This window comes from Microbacterium sp. Be9 (assembly GCF_011754135.1).
Classification (GTDB): Bacteria; Actinomycetota; Actinomycetes; order Actinomycetales; family Microbacteriaceae; genus Microbacterium; species Microbacterium maritypicum_A.
Genome location: NZ_WNWT01000003.1, coordinates 25094 through 45195, shown reverse-complemented (window position 1 = coordinate 45195; position 20102 = coordinate 25094). Strand labels below are relative to the sequence as shown.

The window sequence follows — 20102 nt, the reverse complement described above, 5'->3', positions numbered from 1 at the left end:
AGGAATCAGTAGATGTTGCTGGGGCCGACCGGCTCGTCGCCGCGCATACCGGCGATCTGGGCCCGCAGCGCGATGTCGTCCCAGAGACGCACCTCTTTGACGAGCGCCCCCTGGTGGAAGGTGAACTGCGAGATGCCGAGCACGTCGACCGGCTGGCCGGTGAGGGGACCGTAGTTGGCCTTGCCGTTGTAGGCCCCGGTGAACTTCCACGTGACGGCCACGCGTAGACCCGCGTAGCGCACGTCGTAGTTGGTCTGGATGTCGCGGATCTCGAAATGACCGCCGGGAAAGGACTCGAGGAACTTCAGCAACGCGCGGCGGTACCCCTCCGGCCGGATGACGACCCTGTTGCCGACGGTCTGGAGCACGAGGTCGCGGTGGAAGAACTTCTCCACCTTCTGCAGGTCGCGGTCGTTCCACACCGTCTGGATCATGTCGATCACGGTCTCGACCTCGGACCGGTAGTCGTCGGGCCGAGCCCCCGAGTCACCCTTCGCGATCGGGTCGGACGGCGCCGGCTCGGTCCACGAGCCGGTGTAGCCGCGGAAGGCCTGCGCGCGAGCCAGCTCGTCGAGATCGGCGCCCTGCGCCAGGGCTCCCGCCAAGGAATCGCGGACCACCCACTCCTCGACCATGCGCCCCTTGCGGTAGAGACAGTTGGCGATCGTGTAGCTGTGCTCGGAGGTCTGCAGCTGGCCGGAGAGCACGAGGTGCGAGCTGAGGAAGGCGTCATCGCCGCGCGCTTCCCAGATCACATCGGCCGCCTGGCCGGTGCGATCAGGCGTCGCAGAGATGCGCATGAGGGTGCCCTCGATCACCTCGTCGCGCGTGTTCGAAGTCCCGTAGGCCCCGTGAACGATCGAGTCGGGCTCGTAGTTCTCGCGAATGTAGTGGATCGACCGATCGACCCAGATCAGATCGGTGACTTCGCGGATGAAGTCGTCGGGGTCCTTGTACGGCAGATAGGCAACCGGGTCGAGAGACACGCTTTTCGCTCCTTCGAGATCAGAGTCTGCGGTTCATCCGTGATCGCAGGCCTCGTTCCCGTCAGTGTATGCGTATGCACAAGGGCGCGCAAGAGCGAAGTCAGCGCACACGTGATCATGTGCGGCTCGGAGCTCGCCTCGCGCCGGTGCGCCGCCTCAGAGCGAGGGGGCGGCCGCCAGAGTCCGCCGCGGAACGAATGCGGATCCGAAGCGCTCGCTCTCCCGCTCCGCCGTCGGATCCTCGATTCGCCGGACGATGAGACCGGCCGCAGCACGCGCCATGCCGGCGATGTCGTAGCCGACGGTCGCGAGGTCGATCAGCGGCCACGCGGCCTCCGGCAGATCGTCGAAGCCGATGATCGACAGGTCGTCCGGCACTCGCAGACCCGCGCGGTGGGCCGCATTGAGCGCACCGTACGCAACCACGTCGTTGCCGCAGAACATCAGCGTCGCGCGGGGGTCCGCCGCGAGGAGCTCGGCGGCCGCCGCCTCGCCCTCGGTGGTGTCGTAGGGCACACGGCGGGTATCGCTCTCGCTCAGCGCGAGACCGTTCGCGTGAAGCGCGTCGCGCAGAGCGGCCTCCCGGCTCTGGGCCGTGCTGGTGTTGCTCGGGCCGAGGACCGCCGCGACACGTCGGTGTCCCAGCCGTGCCGCCCGACCCACCGCCTCCAGATACCCCGGGACCGGGTCGACGACAGTGGCATCGGCGTCGACCATCGCGCCCGTGCGGTTGAAGTACACGAACGGCAGGCCGCGATCCTGCAGGCGCAGCGGCACCACCGAGTCGACCGTGGTGGTGGCGAGGATGACACCGTCGAGTCCGTTCGCGACCAGACGCTCGACCACCGTGTCATTGTCGGCACTCTCGGTCTGCAGCATCAACTGATACCCCCGCGCCTCGAGCTCACGATGCACCGGCGCGATGATGTGCGAATAGAACTGGTTATCGAGGTCGGTGAGCAGGAGGCCGATGCGCCGCGTACGACCGGAGGAGAGCGCTCGACCCGCCTCGCTCGGCACGTAGCCGAGCAGCTGGGCGGCCTCCCGGACGCGGAGCTTCGTGGCGTCGGAGACGCGCGCATCGTCGCGCAACGCCCGCGACACCGTCGGCTGGGAGACGCCTGCCAACCGGGCCACATCACGACTCGTGACAACCATTCGACACCTCCCCCTCGATTCCAGGGATTCTACTGCCCTTGACGCCGGAATGCATACGCGGTCATAATCAGCACATACGTATGCAATGAAAGGACGGGCCATGCCCCTGCATCTGAAGACCGCGCCGACGAAGACGTTCGCGGACACCGCTCAGCAGGACGTCGCCGAACGCGTGCGGGCGATCATCGGCGACATCCGAGCGGACGGCGACGTCGCCGTCCGGCGGTACGCCGAGCAGTTCGACGGCTGGAGCCGCGACTCGTACCGACTCTCCGACGACGAGATCACGGAGATCATCGGCACCCTCCCCGACCAGGTGATCGCCGACATCGAGTTCGTGCAGTCGCAGGTCCGGCGCTTCGCCCAGGCACAGCGGGACTCGCTGGTCGACATCGAGGTCGAGACGCTCCCCGGCGTCTTCCTCGGCCAGAAGCACGTGCCCGTGCAGGCCGCCGGTGCGTACATCCCGGGCGGCAAGTACCCGCTCACGGCCTCCGCTCACATGACGATCATCACCGCCAAGGTCGCCGGCGTCCCTCGCGTCGTCGCGTGCACTCCGCCGATCCGCGGCGAGATCCCCGCCGCCACCATCGCTGCCATGAAGATGGCCGGCGCCGATGAGATCTACCTCCTCGGCGGCGTACAGGCGGTCGCGGCGATGGCCGTGGGCACAGACTCGATCGATCCGGTGAACATGATCGCCGGCCCTGGCAACGCCTATGTCGCCGAGGCCAAGCGTCAGCTGTTCGGCGAGGTGGGCATCGACCTGTTCGCCGGCCCGACCGAGATCCTGATCGTCGCGGACGAGCACGCCGACTCCTTCTTCACGGCGGTCGACCTGCTCTCGCAGGCCGAGCACGGGCCCGACTCCCCCGCGGTGCTCGTCACCACCTCGCAGCGGCTCGCCGAGGACGTCATGGACTGGATCGAGAAGATCCTCCCCGGGATGCCGACTCGCGACTACGCAGGTCCTGCCTGGCGCGACTGGGGCCAGGTGATCGTGGCCGACGACCTCGACGAGGCGTACCGGATCGCCGACGGCTTCGCATCCGAGCACGTGCAGATCTTCACCCAGAACCCGCGCGAGGCGCTGACGAAGATGCACGACTACGGTGCGCTGTTCCTCGGCGAGAACACCTGCGTCTCCTACGGCGATAAGGTCATCGGGACCAACCACGTGCTGCCGACGCTCGGCGCCGCCCGCTACACGGGAGGACTCTGGGTCGGCAAGTACCTGCGCACCGTGACCTATCAGGAGGTGCAGAACACCCAGTCGTCCGCCGAGCTCGGCGCCGTCTGCGGCCGTGCGGCGCGCGTCGAGCTGTTCGAGGGGCACGCTCGCTCCGGCGATGCGCGCGCCTGGCGTCACGCCGGCACCGAGTTCGCCTGGATCGAGGAGAGCCACGCGGTCGGAGCGCAGTCGCGATGACCGACCTCACCGGTCGCACGGCCGTGATCACGGGCGGCGGCAGCGGGCTCGGGTCAGCCATCGCCCGGGCTCTGCACGCCGCCGGCGCGGACGTCGTCCTGGTCGGCCGCGACGAGCACAAGCTCGCCGCGGTCGCGGCGGAGCTCGGACCGAGGGCGCGCGGGTTGTCGTGCGACGTGTCGGAAGCGGCATCCGTCGACGCCCTGCGCGAGGCGCTCGGCGGCACGGAGGTGTCGATCCTCGTGAACAACGCCGGCATCCCCGGCCCGGTCGCGGCCCTCACCGACATCGCCGTGGACGATTGGGACGACGTGTTCGACGTGAACGTGCGCGGCACCTTCCTCCTCTGCAGGGCGCTGCTCCCCGGCATGATCGCGCGCGGCGACGGGGACGTGATCAACGTCGCCTCGGTCTCCGGCAAGCGGCCTCTCGCGCACCGCACACCGTACTGCGCGTCGAAGATGGCGGTGATCGGACTCACCTCGACCCTGGCTTTCGAGGTCGGGCCGGCCGGCGTCCGGGTGAACTCTCTCTCGCCGGGTCCGGTCGCCGGCCCCAGGATGGAGCGGAACTTCCGGCTGGAAGCCGAGCGGTCGGGCTCAAGCGTCGACGAGGCCGAGCAGGCCTTCGTCTCCCGCGCTGCGCTGGGACGCATGGTCACAGAGACCGAGGTCGGGCAGGCCGTCGTGGCGATGCTCGCCATGCCGGGCATGTGCGGTGCAGACGTCGACCTCTCCGCCGGGATGGTGGCGTGATGGCCCCGCGCGATCACACCTCCCTACGAGAGCGCGCGAACGCGGGCGACCAGCTGATCGGCGCGCTGCTGCGGATGCCGTCGGAGGAGCTCGTCGAGATGCTCGCCGTCTCGGGGTTCGACTTCGTGCTGATCGACTGCGAGCACGGGCCGGCCGATCTCGCCGCTCTGCGTCAGCACATCGCCGTCGCCGCCGTGCACGGGGTCCCGACGATCGTCCGGGTCGGAGAGCACGATCGCGGGCTGATCCTGCGGGCGCTCGACCAGGGCGCCGAGGGCATCCTCGCCCCGCACCTCGACACCGCCGCCGATGCGGTGGCTCTCATCGACGCCGCGTTGTATCCACCGATCGGCAGTCGCGGGTTCGCGACCTACAGCCGCGCGGGACGGTTCGGCCAGGTCGAACCTTCCGAGCATCGCGACTGGTGGCTCGAGAACACGCTGGTGCTGGGCATGATCGAATCACCCCGAGGAGTCGCCAACGTCGAGACGATCGTCGGGATACCGCGGCTCGACGGCATCATGGTCGGTCCGGCGGATCTCGCCGCGAGTTCGGTCCAGGGCGATCCGCCCATTGCGGAAGCAATAGCCGCAGTGCACGCGGCCGTGGCGGAGGCGGGTTCGCTGCGCATGGACATCGTCGGCACGCGCGCTGCAGCGGATGCGGCCTTCGCCGCAGGGGCGGACCTCGTGGTCTACAACCTGGCCGCGTCGCTTCTCACGCACCTCACCGACTTGGCCTCCCCCCTGCGCTGACTCAGCGCGCCCCGGCCCCCGTGAGCTGCAGGCGCCACGAACGCAGCAGCGCTCCGAAGGCCTCCGGGCGCTCGAGGGGCAGCAGGTGTCCGGCGTCGAGGGTGACGAGTCGGGCATCGGGCATTCGCTGCACGATCTCGGTATGGAAATGCGGCGGGCAGATCAGGTCGTCGAGGCCGGAGACGACCAGCGTCGGCGTCGAGACGGCGGGCAGCGCGTCGAGCAGGTCGCGACGACTGAGCTGCAGATGCAGCTGGGCGCGCAGCCGGGCCACCCCGGTGTTCTCTCCCATCGCGAGCGCGCGCTCGACGAGGTCGGGGCGCTCGCGTGCCGCGGCATCGCCCAGCAGCGCCGGCAGGATGCTCGCCTGCAACTCTCTCGCACCATCGCCACGATCGAGCCGCGCGAGCCAGTCCCGCCACCCCTCGCGCTGGGCGCTGGTCGGCGCCTTGGCGTTGGTCGACGCCAGGCACATACCGGCCACCTGCTCCGGGGCAGCGACGGCCAGCGCCATCGCCACGATCGCGCCGAGGGAATGCCCGACCAGCACGAACCGCTCGGGAAGATCTGCTCGCAGCACCCGCACCTGCTCGTCGATGTCGTCGCGATCGAGCACTGGGCGGACGACGGATTCGAGTGCGACATCCGCCCACAGATCGTGCGTGCAGTTCATGCCGGCGAGCAGCACCAGCGGCAACATCGTCACCCCTTCACAGCGCCGTCGCTGAGGCCGGCGACGAGGTACTTCTGCGCGATGAACGCGATGACGAACACCGGGATCGTGAGCAGCATCGATGCAGCTCCAGCCTGTTGCAGCATCGGCAGCGTCTGCCCGAGCTGTGTGGCGATGAACACCGGGGCCGTCTTCGACGAGGTGTCGGTGAGGACGAGCGCGGTGAGGTACTCCTGGAACGCGAACAGGAACACGAAGATACCCGCGGTGAGGATCCCGGGCCCCATCAGCGGGATCATGACGCGGCGCAGCATCCCGATCCTCGTGCAGCCGTCGATCATCGCCGCCTCATCGAGCTCCTTGGGGATCTCGGCGAAGAAGTTGCGCAGCAGCCAGATCGTGAACGGCTGATTGATCGCGACCAGCGCGATGGCCAGCGCGAACGTGGTGTCGTAGATGCCGAGAGCGCGGCTGATGTCGTACATCGGCAGCACGACCGCGAAGCGTGGCAGCGCGCGGAAGATCAGCGCGACCACCAGCAGCAGGGCGGAGATGTAGCTCGGAAAGCGCGAGAGCGCATAGGCCGCCGGGATGCCGATGATGAGGGCGATCACGGTGGAGACGACGGCCACCACGATCGTGTTCACCAGGTAGTCCGCGAAGTACGTGGTCTCCCAGAGATCGACGAATGCCTGCAGCGTCGGCTGGTAGTCCCAGAGCACGGGCGGGTTGGCGAACGCCACGTCTGTCGGCTTCGTCACCGAGAGCGTCATCCAGATGAAAGGACTCAGCATCACGATGCAGAGCACACCGAGCAGGAGGCCCGTGATGACGGGAGGACGCGCGGGGCCACGGCGTCGGCGCTTCGAGGCGCCTCCGGTCGTGATGGCCCTGGTCGAGAGGTCGGGCGCCATGAGACTCATCGTTCTGCCTTCGCTTCCTTGAAGATGCCCCGGATGAACGGGATCAGCATGACGAGGATCAGGAGGATCGTGAGCACGTTGATCGCGCTGCCGAGTCCCAGCTTCTCGGCGCCGTCGGCGAACGCCACGGAGTACACGTAGAGCATGATCGACTCGTTCCCGATCGACTGCGCCTGGGGCGACAAGGGGATGAGGTTGTCGAACATCCGCAGCACATCCATGATCGTGATCAGCGTCACGAACCCGAGTACGCCGCGGATCGTCGGGATGATGACGTGCAGGTGGGTCTGGAATGCGCTCGCGCCGTCGATCTTCGCGGCTTCCTTCAACTCGGCCGGCACACCCTGCAGTCCCGCGAGGATGATGAGCATCGCGAACGGAAGCATGTGCCAGACGGTGTTGGCGATCACGAGGATCGCGTTGGGCACCTGATCGGTGAACCACAGCACTTGTGTGCCCCCGAAGAACCCGATCAGGCGATTGACGACGCCACCGAAGTTGTCGTCGAACAACCACGAGAACGCGACGGCACCGACGAGGTTCGGCAGCACGTACGAGACGAGCATGATGCCGAGCACGAGTGGGCGGGACGTGGTGATGCGATTGATCCCGGTGGCGATGATGTAACCGGCGACGAGGAGGATGATGGTGGTGATCACCGTGACCGCCACCGTGAACAGAACAGCCTTGTGGAAGCGCGTGTCGGTGAGCGCATCGGTGAAGTTGGCCAACCCGACGAACGTGCCGGGAGTACCGTAGCGGACCTGCTCGAAGCTCCACTGCACGGTGCGGACCAGAGGTAGCACCAGCAGCGCAGACATCACCAGCAGGCTCGGGGCGAAGAGCAACCAGAACTCACGGGCCTTCATGTGCGTCCTTCCTGGACGGACTGTGGCCTGAACATCGCTCAGGCCACAGTCATCGACGGGCGGGCGTGGATCAGCCGGCGATCTTCTCGCCCGCTGCCTGCATCTGCGCGAGCCCGGCATCGACGGACACGTTGCCGTTGAGGATCTCGACCAGGATCGGCCGGATCTCGTTGGTGATGTCGGCGAGCGCCGGCGACACGATGGGCGGCTTGGCCGACGCGAGCGAGTCGTTCGCGGCCGCACCGTAGGGCGAGTTCTTCTCGGTGACCATGCCCTCGCGCGCCGGATAGGCAGCGGGGACGGAGGCCTTCGACGCGTCCTCGCTCACGGCCGAAGCCATCATGACGAACAACATGTCGTGATCGAGCTTGGTGTTGAACGGGATCGACCAGCCGTCGATCGACAGGCGGTTGTAGGAGTACTCCGCGTCATCCGTGACCTTCGGCGCCCCGGCGAACCCGAAGGAGTCGGCGAGCTTGGAATTGGCGGGCAGGGTCAGGTCGATCATGCGACCCGAGAACATGATCGACATCGCCGCGGTGCCGTTGAACATCTGCTGCTGCACCTTCGGCTGATCAAAGGTGGTCACCTGCGGATCCATGTAGGGCTTGAGCGCGAGCATCGCATCGACGGCCTGCTTCGCCTCAGGGGTGTCGAGAGTCACATCTCCGCTCTCGTCGACGAAGTCGCTGCCGAGGGAGTTCATCGCGGCCTGGAAGCTCGTCGTGACGTCGCTCGTGGCGAGCCAGGGCAGGGCGATCGGATAGTCCATGAGTCCGGCCGTCTTGATGGCGTCGGCCGCGGAGATCATCTCGTCGAATGTCGTCGGCACCTCGAGACCCAGATCGTCGAAGATGTCCGTCCGATAGGCCATCACGAACATCTGCGCCTGCATGGGCAGGGCGTAGAGCTCGCCGTCGAACGACATGCCCTCACGCATCGACTCGCTGATCGCGTCGAGGCCGTAATCATCCGCGTACTTGTCGAAGAGATCGTTCAGAGGAACGAGTTTCTCCTCCTGCGCGAGGCTGGGGATCACGAAACCGTAGGTCTCGACGATGTCGTACGTGCCCGTTTCGCCGGAGAGGGTGGCGGTGGTCTTGGTCACCTGCCCGCCGAAGTCGATCGGGTCGTGCTTCAGTTGCACGTCGTCGGTCGTGCAGCTCGACACCATGGTGTCGGTGAAGGGGTCGATGGCGGAGGAATTGTAGGCGAGGACGTTGACCGTGGTCGAGCCCTCAGGAGCGGTGTAGTCGCACGACACCGTTGTCGCGTTCTGGTTGTCGGTGCGGGTCCCGGCGCCGCAGCTGGAGAGGGCGACCATGCCCACGGCTGCGAGGGCGAGTACCGGCAATGTCCGATGCTTCATGTGTCCCATGACGCCGATGGTATACGTATGCAGTCAACTTAGGGAAGCCTATGTTTTCAGAAAGAGAGCGTATTGAATACGTATACTGCTCGCGCCCTTCCCCCTGGGGCGGATACACCGCCCTCTGACAGAATCGACGCTCGGCCATCGGGACCCGATTCTCGATGGCCGAGCGTCAGAAGCGGCGACGCGAACCCCCCGGTTGCGTGGCCGCGCACCTCCCCGCCCGCGAGCTGCACTGCTTTGCCCAGGAGTGCATCGGCGAGGGAGGCGAGCTTGTCGTCAGGCGACGGCGTGCATCACCCTCGCGGAGGAGCTCAGCGGCGTGAAGTCGATGTCGGTGAGGTCGAGGCCCCCGGCGCCGCTCGCCGCCGCCATCATCTTGACCAGCACCGGCCGCTGCAACTCCACGTCGGCGTCGATCGTGAAGCGGACCGGGATCGAGGCGTGCATCCACAGCGTCTCGGTGCGCGAGTCCGACACACGCAGCGTGAGCGGGAACGACTCGCCGCGGCGAAGCTTGGTGACCGCCACGAGACGGAGGTGAGAGAGCACCTCGTCGTCGACCTCGAACGTCTGCGACTCTCCGGCATAGCTGAGCTGACCCATTACTCCTCCTCCGATTTATCTCTCGGAAAATAGATTACTAGTTTAGCTAGCTAATTGGAAGTCGGCTCAGGTCAGGTCCGAGATCTCCTCGGTGAGACGTCGCAGGAACCGTGAGATCACCGCGAGCTGGTCGGGTGTGAACTCGCTCTCGATCCCCTCGACCCGCCGCGAGATCTCGTCGGCGGGAGAATGCAGGTCACGCAACGACGGGCGCACGATCTTCGAACGCGCGTCCTGGGGATGGGTGGAGACGACCACCTGGCCCCTTTCCGCGAGTCGACGGAGCACCGACGTGACCGCGGCGGTGCTCACGCCCAGATGCCCGGCCAGATCCCGCGGGGTCACCGGACGATCGGCGGGCGCTTCCGCGATCAGACGCATGGCGGCACGATCGGTCTCGTTCGGCTGGCGCCCCGCAGCGAGCCGGCGCCCGAGCCGCGCGTCGGCACGGCGAAGCGCATCCACCTCCCGCGCGAGTTCCGGTGTCGCGATCTCCAGCCTCTGCCCCATGTCACCACTCCCCATCTCCGCCGCCCAATGTTACCTCGACGAGCTGATTACTGGACTGTCTAGCAAAATGTGCGATCATCAGGCGCTTCCGACGATGAGAGGATGGAATCACGACGAGAAGGGACGTCATGGTCGATCCAATAGACCTCAAGGATGAGAGATACGTCCGCTACGCCGACCTGCTCGACCAGCTGCACGAGCAGTTCCCCACAGCCGGTCGCGAGCGGATCGCGCGCATCATCACCGCGGAGAACGATGCGATCACGGGCGGGTTCCTGCTCGTCGTCCCCGCCGAGGTCGCAACAGGGGCTGTCGAGATGCTCGAACGCGAGACGGCGCTCAGCGCAGACGGCGGAGAGGTGGTCGCCTGATGAACGACTCCCAGGAGTACGCACGTTCGGGCTACTGGTATCCGGACGGAGAGAGCGCTAGCACCGTCGACGTGCTCAACATGCTGCGACGCTATCGCGCAGCCGAGACCGCCATGCGCGCACGCACGCGCTCCTCGATGGGCATGAACGAGACCGACCTCATGGCGCTGCGATTCCTGCTCAGGGAACAGCGCGCCGGGCGGATCGTCCGACCGATCGACATCGCCAGGATGCTCAACATCTCGACCGCATCGACGACCACGCTCATCGACCGCCTGGAGAAGGGCGGCCACGTCCGCCGAGAGGCGCACCCCACCGATCGCCGCGCGGGCGTCGTGGTCCCGACGGTGAGCAGCGACGAAGAGGTGCGCGCCACCCTCGGCGCGATGCATCGCCGCATGCTGACGCTCGTCGACGAGCTCTCCGATCAGGAACGTGCCGTGGTCACCCGGTTCCTCGCCGGGATGACGGCCGCGATCGAGGAGGCGTCCGACCTCGACCAGGAGCTTCGCGACGTGATCCGCGACCAGGAAGGCTCCGAAGCCGCGGAATGACGCCCTACAGCCCCTCTGCGATCTGCTTGATCGCGGCGAGGCGGCGGTCCCACTCGCGCCCGATCACATCGAGCCTCGCGGCGGTGGCGGAGAGCTCGGCGCCGACCACACGGAAACGCACCTCGCGCCCCACCGGCACCGGCTCGACGAGACCCACCTCCTGCAGGACGGCGAGGTGCTTCGCGATCGCCTGCCGAGACACCGGAAGGCGCCCGGCGAGGGCGGATGCCGACGCATCGCCCTCGCCGAGAGCCGTCAGGATGCTCCAGCGCGTCTCGTCCGCGAGCGCCGCGAACATGGGCAGCAGAGTCTCCGTGGTCACGCTTCGCCTTCCACCAGTGCGACCATCTTGTCGAGCTCCAGGTCCCAGCCGGTGCGGTGGGACTCGAGGTTCGAGAGCGGATCCGACGTGCGCTCGAATCCGCTCTCCACGACCGTGAGCCTGGTGCCGCCGTCGGCCTCTTCGAGGGTGAAGGTGAACACGGTCGAGGTCGACTCGTCGATGCTCTCCGGCAGCTTCCCGAGCGCATCGTCGTTGTTCCAGCGGTAGGTGATGCGTCGCGGTTCGTCGTACTCCTCGACGCGCAACGGGATCACGTCGTAGTCGGGGAAGGTCATCGTGCCGGTGGCTCCGACGCCCGCACCCTCCAGCACCGTGCGCCCGAACCAGCGGGAGATGTGCTCGGGCTCGGCCACCGCTCGCCACACCTTGTCGACGGGGGCTGCGATCTGGATGCTCCGCCGAACGGAGAAGGTCTCCTCATCGACGACGGATGCCTCGTTGTGGGTCATGTTCACCATGATGGGTCCTTTCGTGGTCACCTGCATGCTCCGCCGGCCGATCGGCCAGCTGCAACTCTAGAGTTGCACATGCGATCCTCTTGCGCAACCCCCGGGTTGCACGCAAGATCCCCAGCCGCACCAGGCGGCGGGAGTGTTCCCGGATGCAGGACCAATCGCTGCGAGAACACCCTGCACCCGCCCTCCCGACATCCAAACGACACCCGCATCTCAGAGACGGAGATCAGCTGCGCGGTCGGCGCTTCTCCAGGAACCCCGCCAGCAACACGGCGACGAGAGCGGCGACCGGGGCGACGAGGAGCCCGGCGCGCAGGCTCTCGTTCTCGGCGATGTATCCCACGAACGGCGGGGACAGCAGGAAACCGAGGCGCAGCAGCCACGAGACGACCGTGAGCCCCACGCCGGGCCGCAGCCCCGGCAGCTCGTCCGCGGCATGCATGGCCGCGGGGATCAGAGTGGCGATGCCGAATCCGACGGCAGCGAAACCCAGGATCGTACCGGGCACGGTGGGGAACGCGAGCGCAAGCGTCATGCCGGCCGCGGCGATGAGACCGCCGACCCTGGCGACCCACCGCTGCCCGAAGCGATCCGTGAGCGGATCGCCGATGATCCGGCCGACGAACTGCGCGCCGACCAGGGCGATGAAGCCGAGCGGCGCGATCGCCGCGGCGGCCCCGAGCGAATCGGCGAGGTACAGCGTCGCCCACGAGTTCCCCGCATCCTCGGCGACGGCACCCGCCATCGCGATGAGGGTCAGCGCGATGATCGCGATCACGGTACGCGGGGTCACGCCGCGGCGCACCGCACCAGCGAGGTCGACGGGCTCCACTGCCGCCTCATCGGCGACCTCGTCGTCACGGCCAGGGAGGCAGAACCGCAGGGCGACGAGAGCGACCGTGGCGAAGACGGCCGTGGAGATGCCCAGGTGCACACCGAGCGGCAGCTGCAACGCGATCGCGACTGCGGCCATCGCGCCACCCAGGACCGCACCGATCGACCAGATCGCGTGGAAGCCGTTGATGATCGAGCGCCCGTAGCGCCGCTGCACCCGCAGGCCATGGGCGTTCTGCGCGACGTCGGTGATGGCGTCGGATGCTCCACCGAGGAAGAGCGCGACGGCGAACAGCACCCCGGACGGCGCGAGAGCCGCCGACAGCAACCCGAGGCTCGTGAGCACGGTGCCGATGACGGCGATGCGCGCCGACCCGAAGCGCCGGATCAGCACCGCCGCGAAGAGCCCGGCAGCGATGGCGCCGGCAGGGAAGGCGGCGATCGCGAAGCCGTAGCCGAGGTTGTCCAACCCGAGCGCGGACTTGATCTCCGGGTAACGCGGCAGGATGTTCGCGAACAGGGCCCCGTTCGTGAGGAACAGCGCGGAGACGGCGATGCGGGCGCGCCGGGACGCCTGATCCGGCACGGATCGTCGAATCGATTCGATTGAAGCCATGTCTACGATCGTACGGGGCGACGAGGGGCTCTGCCCACACGGATTCCGCGCCCGGCTCCACGGACGCCGACGGCCGCCTGCGCACCGCCCTCCTACAGACCGCCGCCGCACCCCGCAACCCCGTTCCGCGCGTCGGACGCCCGGCCTACGCTCGGGACATGCCCGAACTCACCCAGCCCACCGGTCGCGAAGAGACGCTGCGCGCCATCCCCCGCGACGACGGCTCCGCGCCGCGCGCCCTCGTCCTCGGTGCGACCGGATACATCGGAGGGCGGCTGACCCCGCGCCTGCTGAACGCCGGATACCGCGTGCGCGCGCTGGTACGGGATGCGGCGCGGGCGGCATCCTTCCCCTGGGGTCCGGACTGCGAGATCGTCGAGGGGTCGGCGGATGACGCGGACGCCGTCGCCGCGGCCATGGACGACGTCGACGTCGTGTACTACCTGATCCACTCGATGTCTGCGGGCAAGGGCTTCGAGGAGAGCGACGAGCGAGCCGCGACGACGGTCGCCGAGACGGCGGCCCGCGCGGGCGTGCGTCGGATCGTCTACCTCGGCGGCCTGCATCCGGACGACGCGAAGCTCTCACCGCACCTGCGCTCGCGCGTGCACGTGGGCGAGATCTTCCTGCGATCCGGCGTGCCGACGCTCGTGCTGCAAGCGGGCGTCGTGATCGGATCGGGCTCGGCGTCCTTCGAGATGATCCGTCATCTCACCGACGTGCTGCCGTATATGCCCGCGCCGAAGTGGGTGCGCAACCGCATCCAGCCGATCGCTGTGCGCGACGTGCTGCACTACCTGCTCGGAGCGGCGCGGGTCGACCCCGACGTGAATCGTGCGGTCGACATCGGTGGCCCCGACGTGCTGCGCTACGGACAGATGATGAACGGCTATGCGGTCGAGGCCGGGCTCCGGCAGCGTGCGATCGCAGCCCTCCCGGTGCTGACCCCCGGCCTCGCATCGCACTGGGTGAATCTGGTGACCCCGGTGCCGCGGTCGATCGCCCGCCCGCTCGTCGCGTCACTGCAGAACGAGTGCATCATGAAGGACCACGACGTCGACGAGCTCATCCCCCGCCCGGAAGGCGGGCTGACTCCCTACCGCCGCGCGGTCGATCTGGCGCTCGGTCGAGTCCGGGGCGACACGATCGAGACGAGCTGGCAGGACTCCGAGGTCTCCGGCGCGCCCAGCGACCCCCTGCCGAGTGATCCGGAATGGGCCGGACGCACGGTCTTCACCGACTCCCGCTCGGTCACCACGAGCGCCTCCCCGGCGGAGCTGTGGCGCGTGATCCTCGGCATCGGCGGCGAGAACGGCTGGTACTCCTCACCGCTGCTGTGGGCGGTGCGGGGGTGGATGGACCGCATCGTCGGCGGCGTGGGCCTCAGCCGCGGACGCCGGAGCCGCACCGCCGCCCGCGTGGGTGACGCGATCGACTTCTGGCGCGTCGAGGCCGTCGAGACGACGGATGCCGGATCGCTCCTGCGCCTGCGCGCCGAGATGAAGGTACCGGGCGAGGCGTGGCTGGAGTTGCGTGCCGTGCCCGACGACGAAGGCGCCCGCTACGAGCAGCGCGCGATCTTCTTCCCCCGCGGCCTGACGGGTCGGCTGTACTGGCTCGCCGTCCTGCCGTTCCACGGCGCCATCTTCGCCGGCATGGCCGCACGCATCACGGCCGCTGCCGAAGAGGCGAAAGAGGCGCAGGCATCCGTCGCGGCGACCGGCGATCCCGCCGATTCCGGCCGGCCCTCTGAGAAGGTGCCTGGTCCGGCGTGATCGCCTGATCTCCGCGCCGCTCCGCTTCAGTCCGCGCGAGGCTGCTCCGGAGCGACCGCGGCATCCGGAGAGACGGGGCCGTCCTCCAGCGCCGCGTCGACGACCGCATCCACCTCGGCCGGCGGGATGATGTCGATCGCCTCGGTCGCAGCCTCGTACACCTCGGCGAGCGAATCGTCGACGGTCGACTCGTCGATCCAGTCGAGATCGTCCTCGGAGTGGTCGTACGCGACGGGCACCAGCGCGAAGTCGTCGCCGTACTCCTCGAGTCCCGCCATGACGCTGTGCCGCACCGCGGCCTTGGCATAGCGCTCGCGCAGGATCAGCGGATCACGCCGCAGGTCCTTCATGAACGCGACCATCATGAAGGCCATGATGATCGCGAACGGCAGCGCGGCGATGATGGTCACATTCTGCAGAGACTTCAGGCCGCTCCCCTCCTCGCCCGTCACGAGCAGCACGGCGGCGATCACACCCACCAGCACACCCCAGACCACTGCGACCCAACGCGCCGGCTCCGGCCTCCCCTGCTGCGAAAGGGTGCCCATCACGAGCGACGCGGAGTCCGCTCCGGTGACGAAGAAGATCGCGATCAGCAGGATGAGCACGACGCTGGTGATCATCGAGAACGGGAGGTTCTCGAGCACGCCGAACAGCACCTCTTCCGGCGGATCGACCGTGAGGTTCGCTCCGCCCATCTGCTGCTGGATCGCCGTGGTTCCGAAGATCGCGAACCAGACGAGCGAGATGGCGGACGGGACCACGATGACGACCGACACGAACTGGCGCAGTGTGCGTCCGCGCGAGATCTTGGCGATGAACATGCCCACGAAGGGCGACCACGAGATCCACCAGGCCCAGTAGAAGATCGTCCAGCTCGACAGGAACGTCTGAGCAGCCTCGCCCTGCGAGGCCGAGCGACCGATCATCTGCGGAAGGTCGCCGATGAACTGCACGGCCACCGAGGGGATCACATTCAGGATGAGGAGGGTCGGTCCGACGAAGAAGACGAAGAACGCCAGCAGGAGCGCCACGACGGCGTTGATGTTCGACAGCGCACGGATGCCCTTCGAGACGCCCGACACGGCGGAGGCGATGAAGCAGGCGGTGAGCACGGCGATCGCCGCGATCAGCACGCCGTTGCCGAGCGGCCCCGCGCCGCTGACGATCTCGACACCGTGTCCGATCTGCAGGGCGCCGAGTCCGAGCGATGCGGCGGTGCCGAACAGCGTCACGATGATCGAGAAGATATCGATCGTGCGTCCGAGGGGCCCGGTCGTGCGTCCTTCGCCGAGCAGCGGGGCGAAGATCGAGGAGATGAGCGGGGTGCGACCGCGACGGAAGGCCCCGTACGCGATGGCGCCGCCGACGAGCGCGTAGAACGCCCATGCCTGCGGGCCCCAGTGGTAGAGCACCTGGGTCTGGGCCGTGTGCATCGCGTCGAGGGTGTTCGCCTCGACGGTGCCGGGCGGCGGGTTCTCGAAGAAGTTCAGCGGCTCTGCGGCGCCCCAGAAGACGAGACCGATCCCCATGCCCGCGGCGAACAGCATCGAGATCCACGAGAACATCGAGAACTCGGGCTCTTCGTCGTCACGACCGAGCGGGATGCGTCCGTAGCGGCTGAAGCCGACGAACAGCATGAAGACCAGGATGACCGTGGCGATGGTCGTGAAGAAGAAGCCGAAGTACTCCACCACCCAGTCGAGCACGGTGCGGGTCGTGCCGGCGAGGTTGTCGCCCGCGAAGACTCCCCACGCGATGAAGGCGAGGGTGAGGGCGACCGCGACGCCGAACACGAGCGGGTCGGTGCGATAGGTGCGCCCGGTCTCCTCGACCGAGACACCGGGCACGAGCGCCGGGTGCACGCTGCGGGGAGGGACGGCGGCGATGTCGCGGACGATCTTCCGTGCCGTCTCGGTGGCCTTGGCGGGGAGGCGGTTCGCTCCCGTACCGACGGCATCCGTGCGGGGGCGCGGAGGATTGTGTCCTGCGGAGCGTTCGTCGGGCTTCTCGTCAGGGGTCTCCATGGCATCCCATCCTGTCACGTGAGGTGGCCACGCACGGAGGCGAAAACCCAGACGACCCTCGCGATCCGCGGCGTGTCGGCGCACGGCACGCCGGACGGATGCCGGATGACCTGGGTTTCCCGGGCGTGCCGTTTCTACCGCGAGCGGCGCCCGCCGAACACGGAGTGCAGCAGCGGAAGCGCCGAGACGCAGATCAGGGTGATGCCCAACGGCGCGATCGAGGGGACGAGCAGCGCGCCACCGATGAGCATCGCGGCGAAGAGCACTCCCGAGGCGATGCGGCGGGCGATGCCTTCGAGCCGATCGAGTCGGCGTTCCAGACGGGAGGTGTCGAACGACACATTGCCGTCGTCGATGCGCGTGATGATCTTGTCGATCCGGCCGGGCAGATTCCACGTGGTGGCCATCGTGCCCATCGCCTGGTTCGCGAAGGCCTGCACGATGTTCCCGCTCTCGTCGCGCAGCAGACGACCGGCATAGGGTTCGGCGGCATCCCAGACGTTGAAGGCGGGATCGAGCCCGCTGCACATGCCCGACGTCAGCGAGACGGCACGGATCAACAGCAGCATGTTCTCGGGCAGCTGCAGCGGAAGCGAGCGCACCATGTCGCCGAACTCCTCCGCGAAATCGCGGAACTCGCGCGGATCGACCTTGCTCAGCTCGGCGAAACCCATGCCGCCGAAGCGGGCGAACAGCGTGCTCAGAGCCCGTTCGAGTTCGGCGGTGTCGGCGGAGGGCAGCAGCACGCCGATCTCCTGAGCCGCGGCGACGAGGCCGCGACTGTCACGCCCGGCGACCGCGATCAGGAGTGTGCGCAGCCCGTCGCGGAGACTCGCCGGGATCTCGGCCATCATGCCGAAGTCGATGAACGTGAGGCGGAATCCCGGCCCCGGCTCTCCGTCGATCGACGGCGCCGGAGTGACGAAGATGTTGCCCGGGTGGGGATCGGCGTGCACGAAGCTGTGCGTGAACACCTGGTCGAACATGACCTCGGCGAACACCGCGGCGACCTGCGCCGGATCGATGCCGGCCGCGCGGAGGGCGTCGGTGTCGTTGATCTTGATGGCCGTGACATCCGACAGCGTGAGCACCCGACGGGTCGACCGCTCCCACACGATCTCCGGGGTATCGACGCGAGGGTCGTCGGCGAAGTTCTCGCGGAAGCGTTCGGCACTCGCCGCCTCGTGCAGGTAGTCGATCTCTTCGAGGCTGGTCTCGGCGAACTCCTCGACGAGCGCCGGGGCGTCCACCCGGTCGGCGACGATGCGCACGCGGGTCAACCAGCGAGCGACGCGCCGCAGCGCCGCGAGGTCGACGGCGACGATCTCGTCGATACCCGGCCGCTGCACCTTGACCACGACCGCTCCGAGACCGGTGTCGGCGGCGTCGAGGGCCGAGAGCCTGGCGCGGTGCACCTGCCCGAGCGAGGCGGCGGCGAGCGGCGTGTCATCGAACCAGGCATACGCGCGCTCGAGAGGGATGCCCAGTTCGGCTTCGGCGAGAGCGCGGATCGCCGGCGTGGGCACGGGTGGGACCTCGTCCTGCAGCCCTTCGAGTTCCTTCGTGATCTCGGGCGGCAGCACATCGAGGCGCGACGACATGAACTGGCCGACCTTGATCATGAGCCCGCCGAGCTCGACCGCGAGCACATGGAAGCGCCGCGCGAAGGTCTGCATCCGCTGGCCACGGGTGCGCTCCGCGATCCTGCTCATCCCGAAACGCGGGAGGACGAGCTCGAACCACCAGATCTTGAGGAATTCCCGGCCGGCGAACGACAGGATGCGGCGGTACCTGGCGCGGTGAACGCCCTGTGCCGCAGCATCCGTCATCGCGTGACTCCTTCGCAGGTCCCCGCTCGATGCCGCACTGCGCGGTCAGTCCTGCGCGAGGATCGAGTACAGCCTACGGCGGGCCTCGTCGAGGACTTCGATCGTCTGCTGCACCTGCTCGGGCGAACCGCTCCGGCCGACCTGGGCTGCGGCGGCGGCGAGGTCGACGCCCGCCTTCGGCAGAGCGTTGAAACGGGCGCTGTCGCGGTGCCCGTCCTTGCCGGACGACGCCTCCCACGGAGCAGGGGTCTCGGAGTTCTCCTCGGACACGGCACGGCCGGCCTCGGTGAGGGAGTATGTCTTGCGACCGTTCTGCTCTTCGGCCTCGATGAGTCCTTCATCGGCGAGCAGCTGCAACGTGGGGTACACGGAACCGGCGCTCGGCTTCCAGGTGCCGCCGCTGCGCTCGGCGATCTCGTTGATGATCTGGTAACCGTGCATCGGCTTCTCGCCGAGCAGGGAGAGCACCGCCGCGCGGACATCGCCGCGGGCCATGCGCGAGCCGCCGGAGGGGCGGGACTCGAACGACTTGCGGAGCTGGTCCATGGCTTCGAAGATCGCGGATGCCGGGCCGCCGGGGCCCGTGCCGAAGCCGGATCCGCCGAAGAGTCCGCCGGGTCCGCCGTTGCTCCCGGGGCCGCTGTTGCCGCCGAACGGGTTGGAGGGGAATGCGTTGTTCATGATGACCTCCTGCTGTGGTGAACGATACTCAACGATATATCGTTCACCCTGAGGGTGGGGTGGGAGTTTCCGATGCGTCGACCCCGTGGATGACACCCCATGTCTTCGTCTTCGCATCGATGAGAACGGGCAGCTCGGCGTTCGGCGCTGCACGCCCGGCGGCGACGCATCGGCGGTCGCCGCACGCGTGCACCAGGTATTCGCGGCCCTGCTCGGGCCCCGGAAGACGCAGCTGCAGCTGGTACCGCACAGCTTCGTCGGTCGTCTCGAACGCCCCGACGACCGGCAGCTCGACACGGACCCCCGACTCCTTCAGCGTGACGGTCTCGTCCGCGTTCGCACTCGCGTTGATCCAGAGCCCGATGCCCAGCAGCACCATGAGCAGGCACCCGAAGCCGAGGAGGGCCAGCTCCCACCACCACGCAGACAGTGAGGGGAAGCTCAGAGCGAAGCCGATCACTCCCGACGCGACCAGCAGGCCGGCCGTGATGCGTTGACCCCAGGCGCCGCGACGGCTCGTGAGATCCACCTGAGTCCAGTCCAGAGACGCCGCGTCGCGCATGGCACCCACTGTAGGGGCC

Annotated in this window: 21 protein-coding genes; 6 read left to right on the top strand and 15 right to left on the bottom strand. The window is 68.0% G+C overall.

All coding sequences use genetic code 11. From position 1 onward, the window contains the following. Positions 1–5 precede the first annotated feature (5 nt). Positions 6–986, bottom strand: coding sequence for an ester cyclase (locus tag GLO27_RS20215; protein WP_021198410.1), 981 nt, complete (start codon positions 984–986; stop codon positions 6–8). Between the two features lie 156 nt (positions 987–1142). After that, complete coding sequence (locus tag GLO27_RS03060; RefSeq protein ID WP_167253550.1) at positions 1143–2144, bottom strand: LacI family DNA-binding transcriptional regulator; 1002 nt, start codon at positions 2142–2144, stop codon at positions 1143–1145. Between the two features lie 100 nt (positions 2145–2244). On the opposite strand from GLO27_RS03060, the gene hisD reads away from it, so the two are divergent. Genes hisD through GLO27_RS03045 form a run of 3 tightly spaced genes read left to right on the top strand, consistent with a single transcriptional unit; the run spans position 2245 to position 5083 of the window. Then, on the top strand, positions 2245–3573 hold the full coding sequence (gene hisD, locus GLO27_RS03055; RefSeq protein WP_167253548.1) for a histidinol dehydrogenase: 1329 nt from the start codon (positions 2245–2247) through the stop codon (positions 3571–3573). Continuing rightward, positions 3570–4328: an SDR family oxidoreductase gene (locus tag GLO27_RS03050; RefSeq protein ID WP_167253546.1), complete on the top strand. Its 759-nt coding sequence runs from the start codon at positions 3570–3572 to the stop codon at positions 4326–4328. Before hisD ends, GLO27_RS03050 begins: the two co-directional genes overlap by 4 nt. Beyond that, entirely contained in the window at positions 4328–5083 is a 756-nt protein-coding gene (locus GLO27_RS03045) for an aldolase/citrate lyase family protein (RefSeq protein WP_021198414.1), read from the top strand. Before GLO27_RS03050 ends, GLO27_RS03045 begins: the two co-directional genes overlap by 1 nt. 1 nt (position 5084) lies before the next feature. Here GLO27_RS03045 and GLO27_RS03040 read toward each other — a convergent pair whose 3' ends face one another. The 6 genes from GLO27_RS03040 to GLO27_RS03015 all read right to left on the bottom strand — a co-directional run bounded on the left by GLO27_RS03040 (position 5085) and on the right by GLO27_RS03015 (position 10036). Continuing rightward, positions 5085–5783, bottom strand: a complete 699-nt coding sequence (locus tag GLO27_RS03040; RefSeq protein WP_243844728.1) for an alpha/beta fold hydrolase — start codon at positions 5781–5783, stop codon at positions 5085–5087. A 2-nt stretch (positions 5784–5785) separates the two neighbouring features. Continuing rightward, positions 5786–6679, bottom strand: a complete 894-nt coding sequence (locus tag GLO27_RS03035; RefSeq protein WP_167253543.1) for a carbohydrate ABC transporter permease — start codon at positions 6677–6679, stop codon at positions 5786–5788. Continuing rightward, on the bottom strand, positions 6676–7548 hold the full coding sequence (locus GLO27_RS03030) for a sugar ABC transporter permease (protein WP_021198417.1): 873 nt from the start codon (positions 7546–7548) through the stop codon (positions 6676–6678). The genes GLO27_RS03035 and GLO27_RS03030 overlap by 4 nt, the downstream gene beginning before the upstream one ends. Positions 7549–7618: 70 nt before the next feature. After that, entirely contained in the window at positions 7619–8926 is a 1308-nt protein-coding gene (locus GLO27_RS03025; RefSeq protein WP_084487238.1) for an extracellular solute-binding protein, read from the bottom strand. A gap of 273 nt (positions 8927–9199) precedes the next feature. Further along, the gene (locus tag GLO27_RS03020; RefSeq protein ID WP_021198419.1) at positions 9200–9526 is read right to left on the bottom strand and encodes a hypothetical protein; all 327 of its coding nucleotides are present in this window, start codon (positions 9524–9526) and stop codon (positions 9200–9202) included. A 66-nt stretch (positions 9527–9592) separates the two neighbouring features. Further along, on the bottom strand, positions 9593–10036 hold the full coding sequence (locus GLO27_RS03015; RefSeq protein ID WP_029260137.1) for a MarR family transcriptional regulator: 444 nt from the start codon (positions 10034–10036) through the stop codon (positions 9593–9595). 128 nt (positions 10037–10164) lie between these two features. On the opposite strand from GLO27_RS03015, the gene GLO27_RS03010 reads away from it, so the two are divergent. Then, entirely contained in the window at positions 10165–10407 is a 243-nt protein-coding gene (locus tag GLO27_RS03010; protein WP_167253541.1) for a hypothetical protein, read from the top strand. Beyond that, positions 10407–10961, top strand: a complete 555-nt coding sequence (locus GLO27_RS03005) for a MarR family transcriptional regulator (RefSeq protein ID WP_021198422.1) — start codon at positions 10407–10409, stop codon at positions 10959–10961. Before GLO27_RS03010 ends, GLO27_RS03005 begins: the two co-directional genes overlap by 1 nt. 4 nt (positions 10962–10965) lie before the next feature. On the opposite strand, the gene GLO27_RS03000 is transcribed toward GLO27_RS03005, so the two are convergent. From GLO27_RS03000 to GLO27_RS02990, 3 genes are all read right to left on the bottom strand, one after another. Then, the gene (locus GLO27_RS03000) at positions 10966–11283 is read right to left on the bottom strand and encodes a metalloregulator ArsR/SmtB family transcription factor (protein WP_021198423.1); all 318 of its coding nucleotides are present in this window, start codon (positions 11281–11283) and stop codon (positions 10966–10968) included. Continuing rightward, positions 11280–11762, bottom strand: a complete 483-nt coding sequence (locus GLO27_RS02995; RefSeq protein WP_021198424.1) for an SRPBCC domain-containing protein — start codon at positions 11760–11762, stop codon at positions 11280–11282. Before GLO27_RS02995 ends, GLO27_RS03000 begins: the two co-directional genes overlap by 4 nt. A gap of 223 nt (positions 11763–11985) precedes the next feature. Continuing rightward, on the bottom strand, positions 11986–13209 hold the full coding sequence (locus GLO27_RS02990) for an MFS transporter (protein WP_167253539.1): 1224 nt from the start codon (positions 13207–13209) through the stop codon (positions 11986–11988). A gap of 158 nt (positions 13210–13367) precedes the next feature. Here GLO27_RS02990 and GLO27_RS02985 point away from each other — a divergent pair, with 158 nt between their 5' ends. Beyond that, a complete protein-coding gene (locus GLO27_RS02985; protein WP_167253537.1) occupies positions 13368–14984 on the top strand; it encodes an SDR family oxidoreductase in 1617 nt (538 codons plus the stop codon). A gap of 26 nt (positions 14985–15010) precedes the next feature. Here the strand turns inward: GLO27_RS02985 and GLO27_RS02980 are convergent, their stop codons facing one another. The 4 genes from GLO27_RS02980 to GLO27_RS02965 form a co-directional block, all read right to left on the bottom strand. Further along, positions 15011–17011: a BCCT family transporter gene (locus tag GLO27_RS02980; RefSeq protein ID WP_167253535.1), complete on the bottom strand. Its 2001-nt coding sequence runs from the start codon at positions 17009–17011 to the stop codon at positions 15011–15013. Between the two features lie 134 nt (positions 17012–17145). Beyond that, a complete protein-coding gene (locus GLO27_RS02975) occupies positions 17146–18840 on the bottom strand; it encodes an AarF/UbiB family protein (protein WP_167253533.1) in 1695 nt (564 codons plus the stop codon). Positions 18841–18885: 45 nt separating this feature from the next. Further along, positions 18886–19521 carry a PadR family transcriptional regulator gene (locus GLO27_RS02970; RefSeq protein ID WP_167253531.1) on the bottom strand — a complete coding sequence of 212 codons (636 nt, stop codon included), beginning with the start codon at positions 19519–19521 and terminating at the stop codon, positions 18886–18888. Between the two features lie 43 nt (positions 19522–19564). Continuing rightward, entirely contained in the window at positions 19565–20083 is a 519-nt protein-coding gene (locus GLO27_RS02965) for an MHS family MFS transporter (protein WP_167253529.1), read from the bottom strand. Positions 20084–20102 lie beyond the last annotated feature (19 nt).

Coding starts and splice junctions, on each gene's coding strand:
- GLO27_RS02965 (WP_167253529.1), bottom strand. CDS start 20,083: ATGCGCGACGCGGCGTCTCTGGACTGGACTCAGGTGGATCTCACGAGC.
- GLO27_RS03025 (WP_084487238.1), bottom strand. CDS start 8,926: ATGGGACACATGAAGCATCGGACATTGCCGGTACTCGCCCTCGCAGCC.
- hisD (WP_167253548.1), top strand. CDS start 2,245: ATGCCCCTGCATCTGAAGACCGCGCCGACGAAGACGTTCGCGGACACC.
- GLO27_RS02985 (WP_167253537.1), top strand. CDS start 13,368: ATGCCCGAACTCACCCAGCCCACCGGTCGCGAAGAGACGCTGCGCGCC.
- GLO27_RS02970 (WP_167253531.1), bottom strand. CDS start 19,521: ATGAACAACGCATTCCCCTCCAACCCGTTCGGCGGCAACAGCGGCCCC.
- GLO27_RS03050 (WP_167253546.1), top strand. CDS start 3,570: ATGACCGACCTCACCGGTCGCACGGCCGTGATCACGGGCGGCGGCAGC.
- GLO27_RS03045 (WP_021198414.1), top strand. CDS start 4,328: ATGGCCCCGCGCGATCACACCTCCCTACGAGAGCGCGCGAACGCGGGC.
- GLO27_RS02975 (WP_167253533.1), bottom strand. CDS start 18,840: ATGACGGATGCTGCGGCACAGGGCGTTCACCGCGCCAGGTACCGCCGC.
- GLO27_RS03015 (WP_029260137.1), bottom strand. CDS start 10,036: ATGGGGCAGAGGCTGGAGATCGCGACACCGGAACTCGCGCGGGAGGTG.
- GLO27_RS03040 (WP_243844728.1), bottom strand. CDS start 5,783: ATGTTGCCGCTGGTGCTGCTCGCCGGCATGAACTGCACGCACGATCTG.
- GLO27_RS03035 (WP_167253543.1), bottom strand. CDS start 6,679: ATGAGTCTCATGGCGCCCGACCTCTCGACCAGGGCCATCACGACCGGA.
- GLO27_RS02980 (WP_167253535.1), bottom strand. CDS start 17,011: ATGGAGACCCCTGACGAGAAGCCCGACGAACGCTCCGCAGGACACAAT.
- GLO27_RS03020 (WP_021198419.1), bottom strand. CDS start 9,526: ATGGGTCAGCTCAGCTATGCCGGAGAGTCGCAGACGTTCGAGGTCGAC.
- GLO27_RS03005 (WP_021198422.1), top strand. CDS start 10,407: ATGAACGACTCCCAGGAGTACGCACGTTCGGGCTACTGGTATCCGGAC.
- GLO27_RS02990 (WP_167253539.1), bottom strand. CDS start 13,209: ATGGCTTCAATCGAATCGATTCGACGATCCGTGCCGGATCAGGCGTCC.
- GLO27_RS02995 (WP_021198424.1), bottom strand. CDS start 11,762: ATGGTGAACATGACCCACAACGAGGCATCCGTCGTCGATGAGGAGACC.
- GLO27_RS03030 (WP_021198417.1), bottom strand. CDS start 7,548: ATGAAGGCCCGTGAGTTCTGGTTGCTCTTCGCCCCGAGCCTGCTGGTG.
- GLO27_RS03010 (WP_167253541.1), top strand. CDS start 10,165: ATGGTCGATCCAATAGACCTCAAGGATGAGAGATACGTCCGCTACGCC.
- GLO27_RS03060 (WP_167253550.1), bottom strand. CDS start 2,144: ATGGTTGTCACGAGTCGTGATGTGGCCCGGTTGGCAGGCGTCTCCCAG.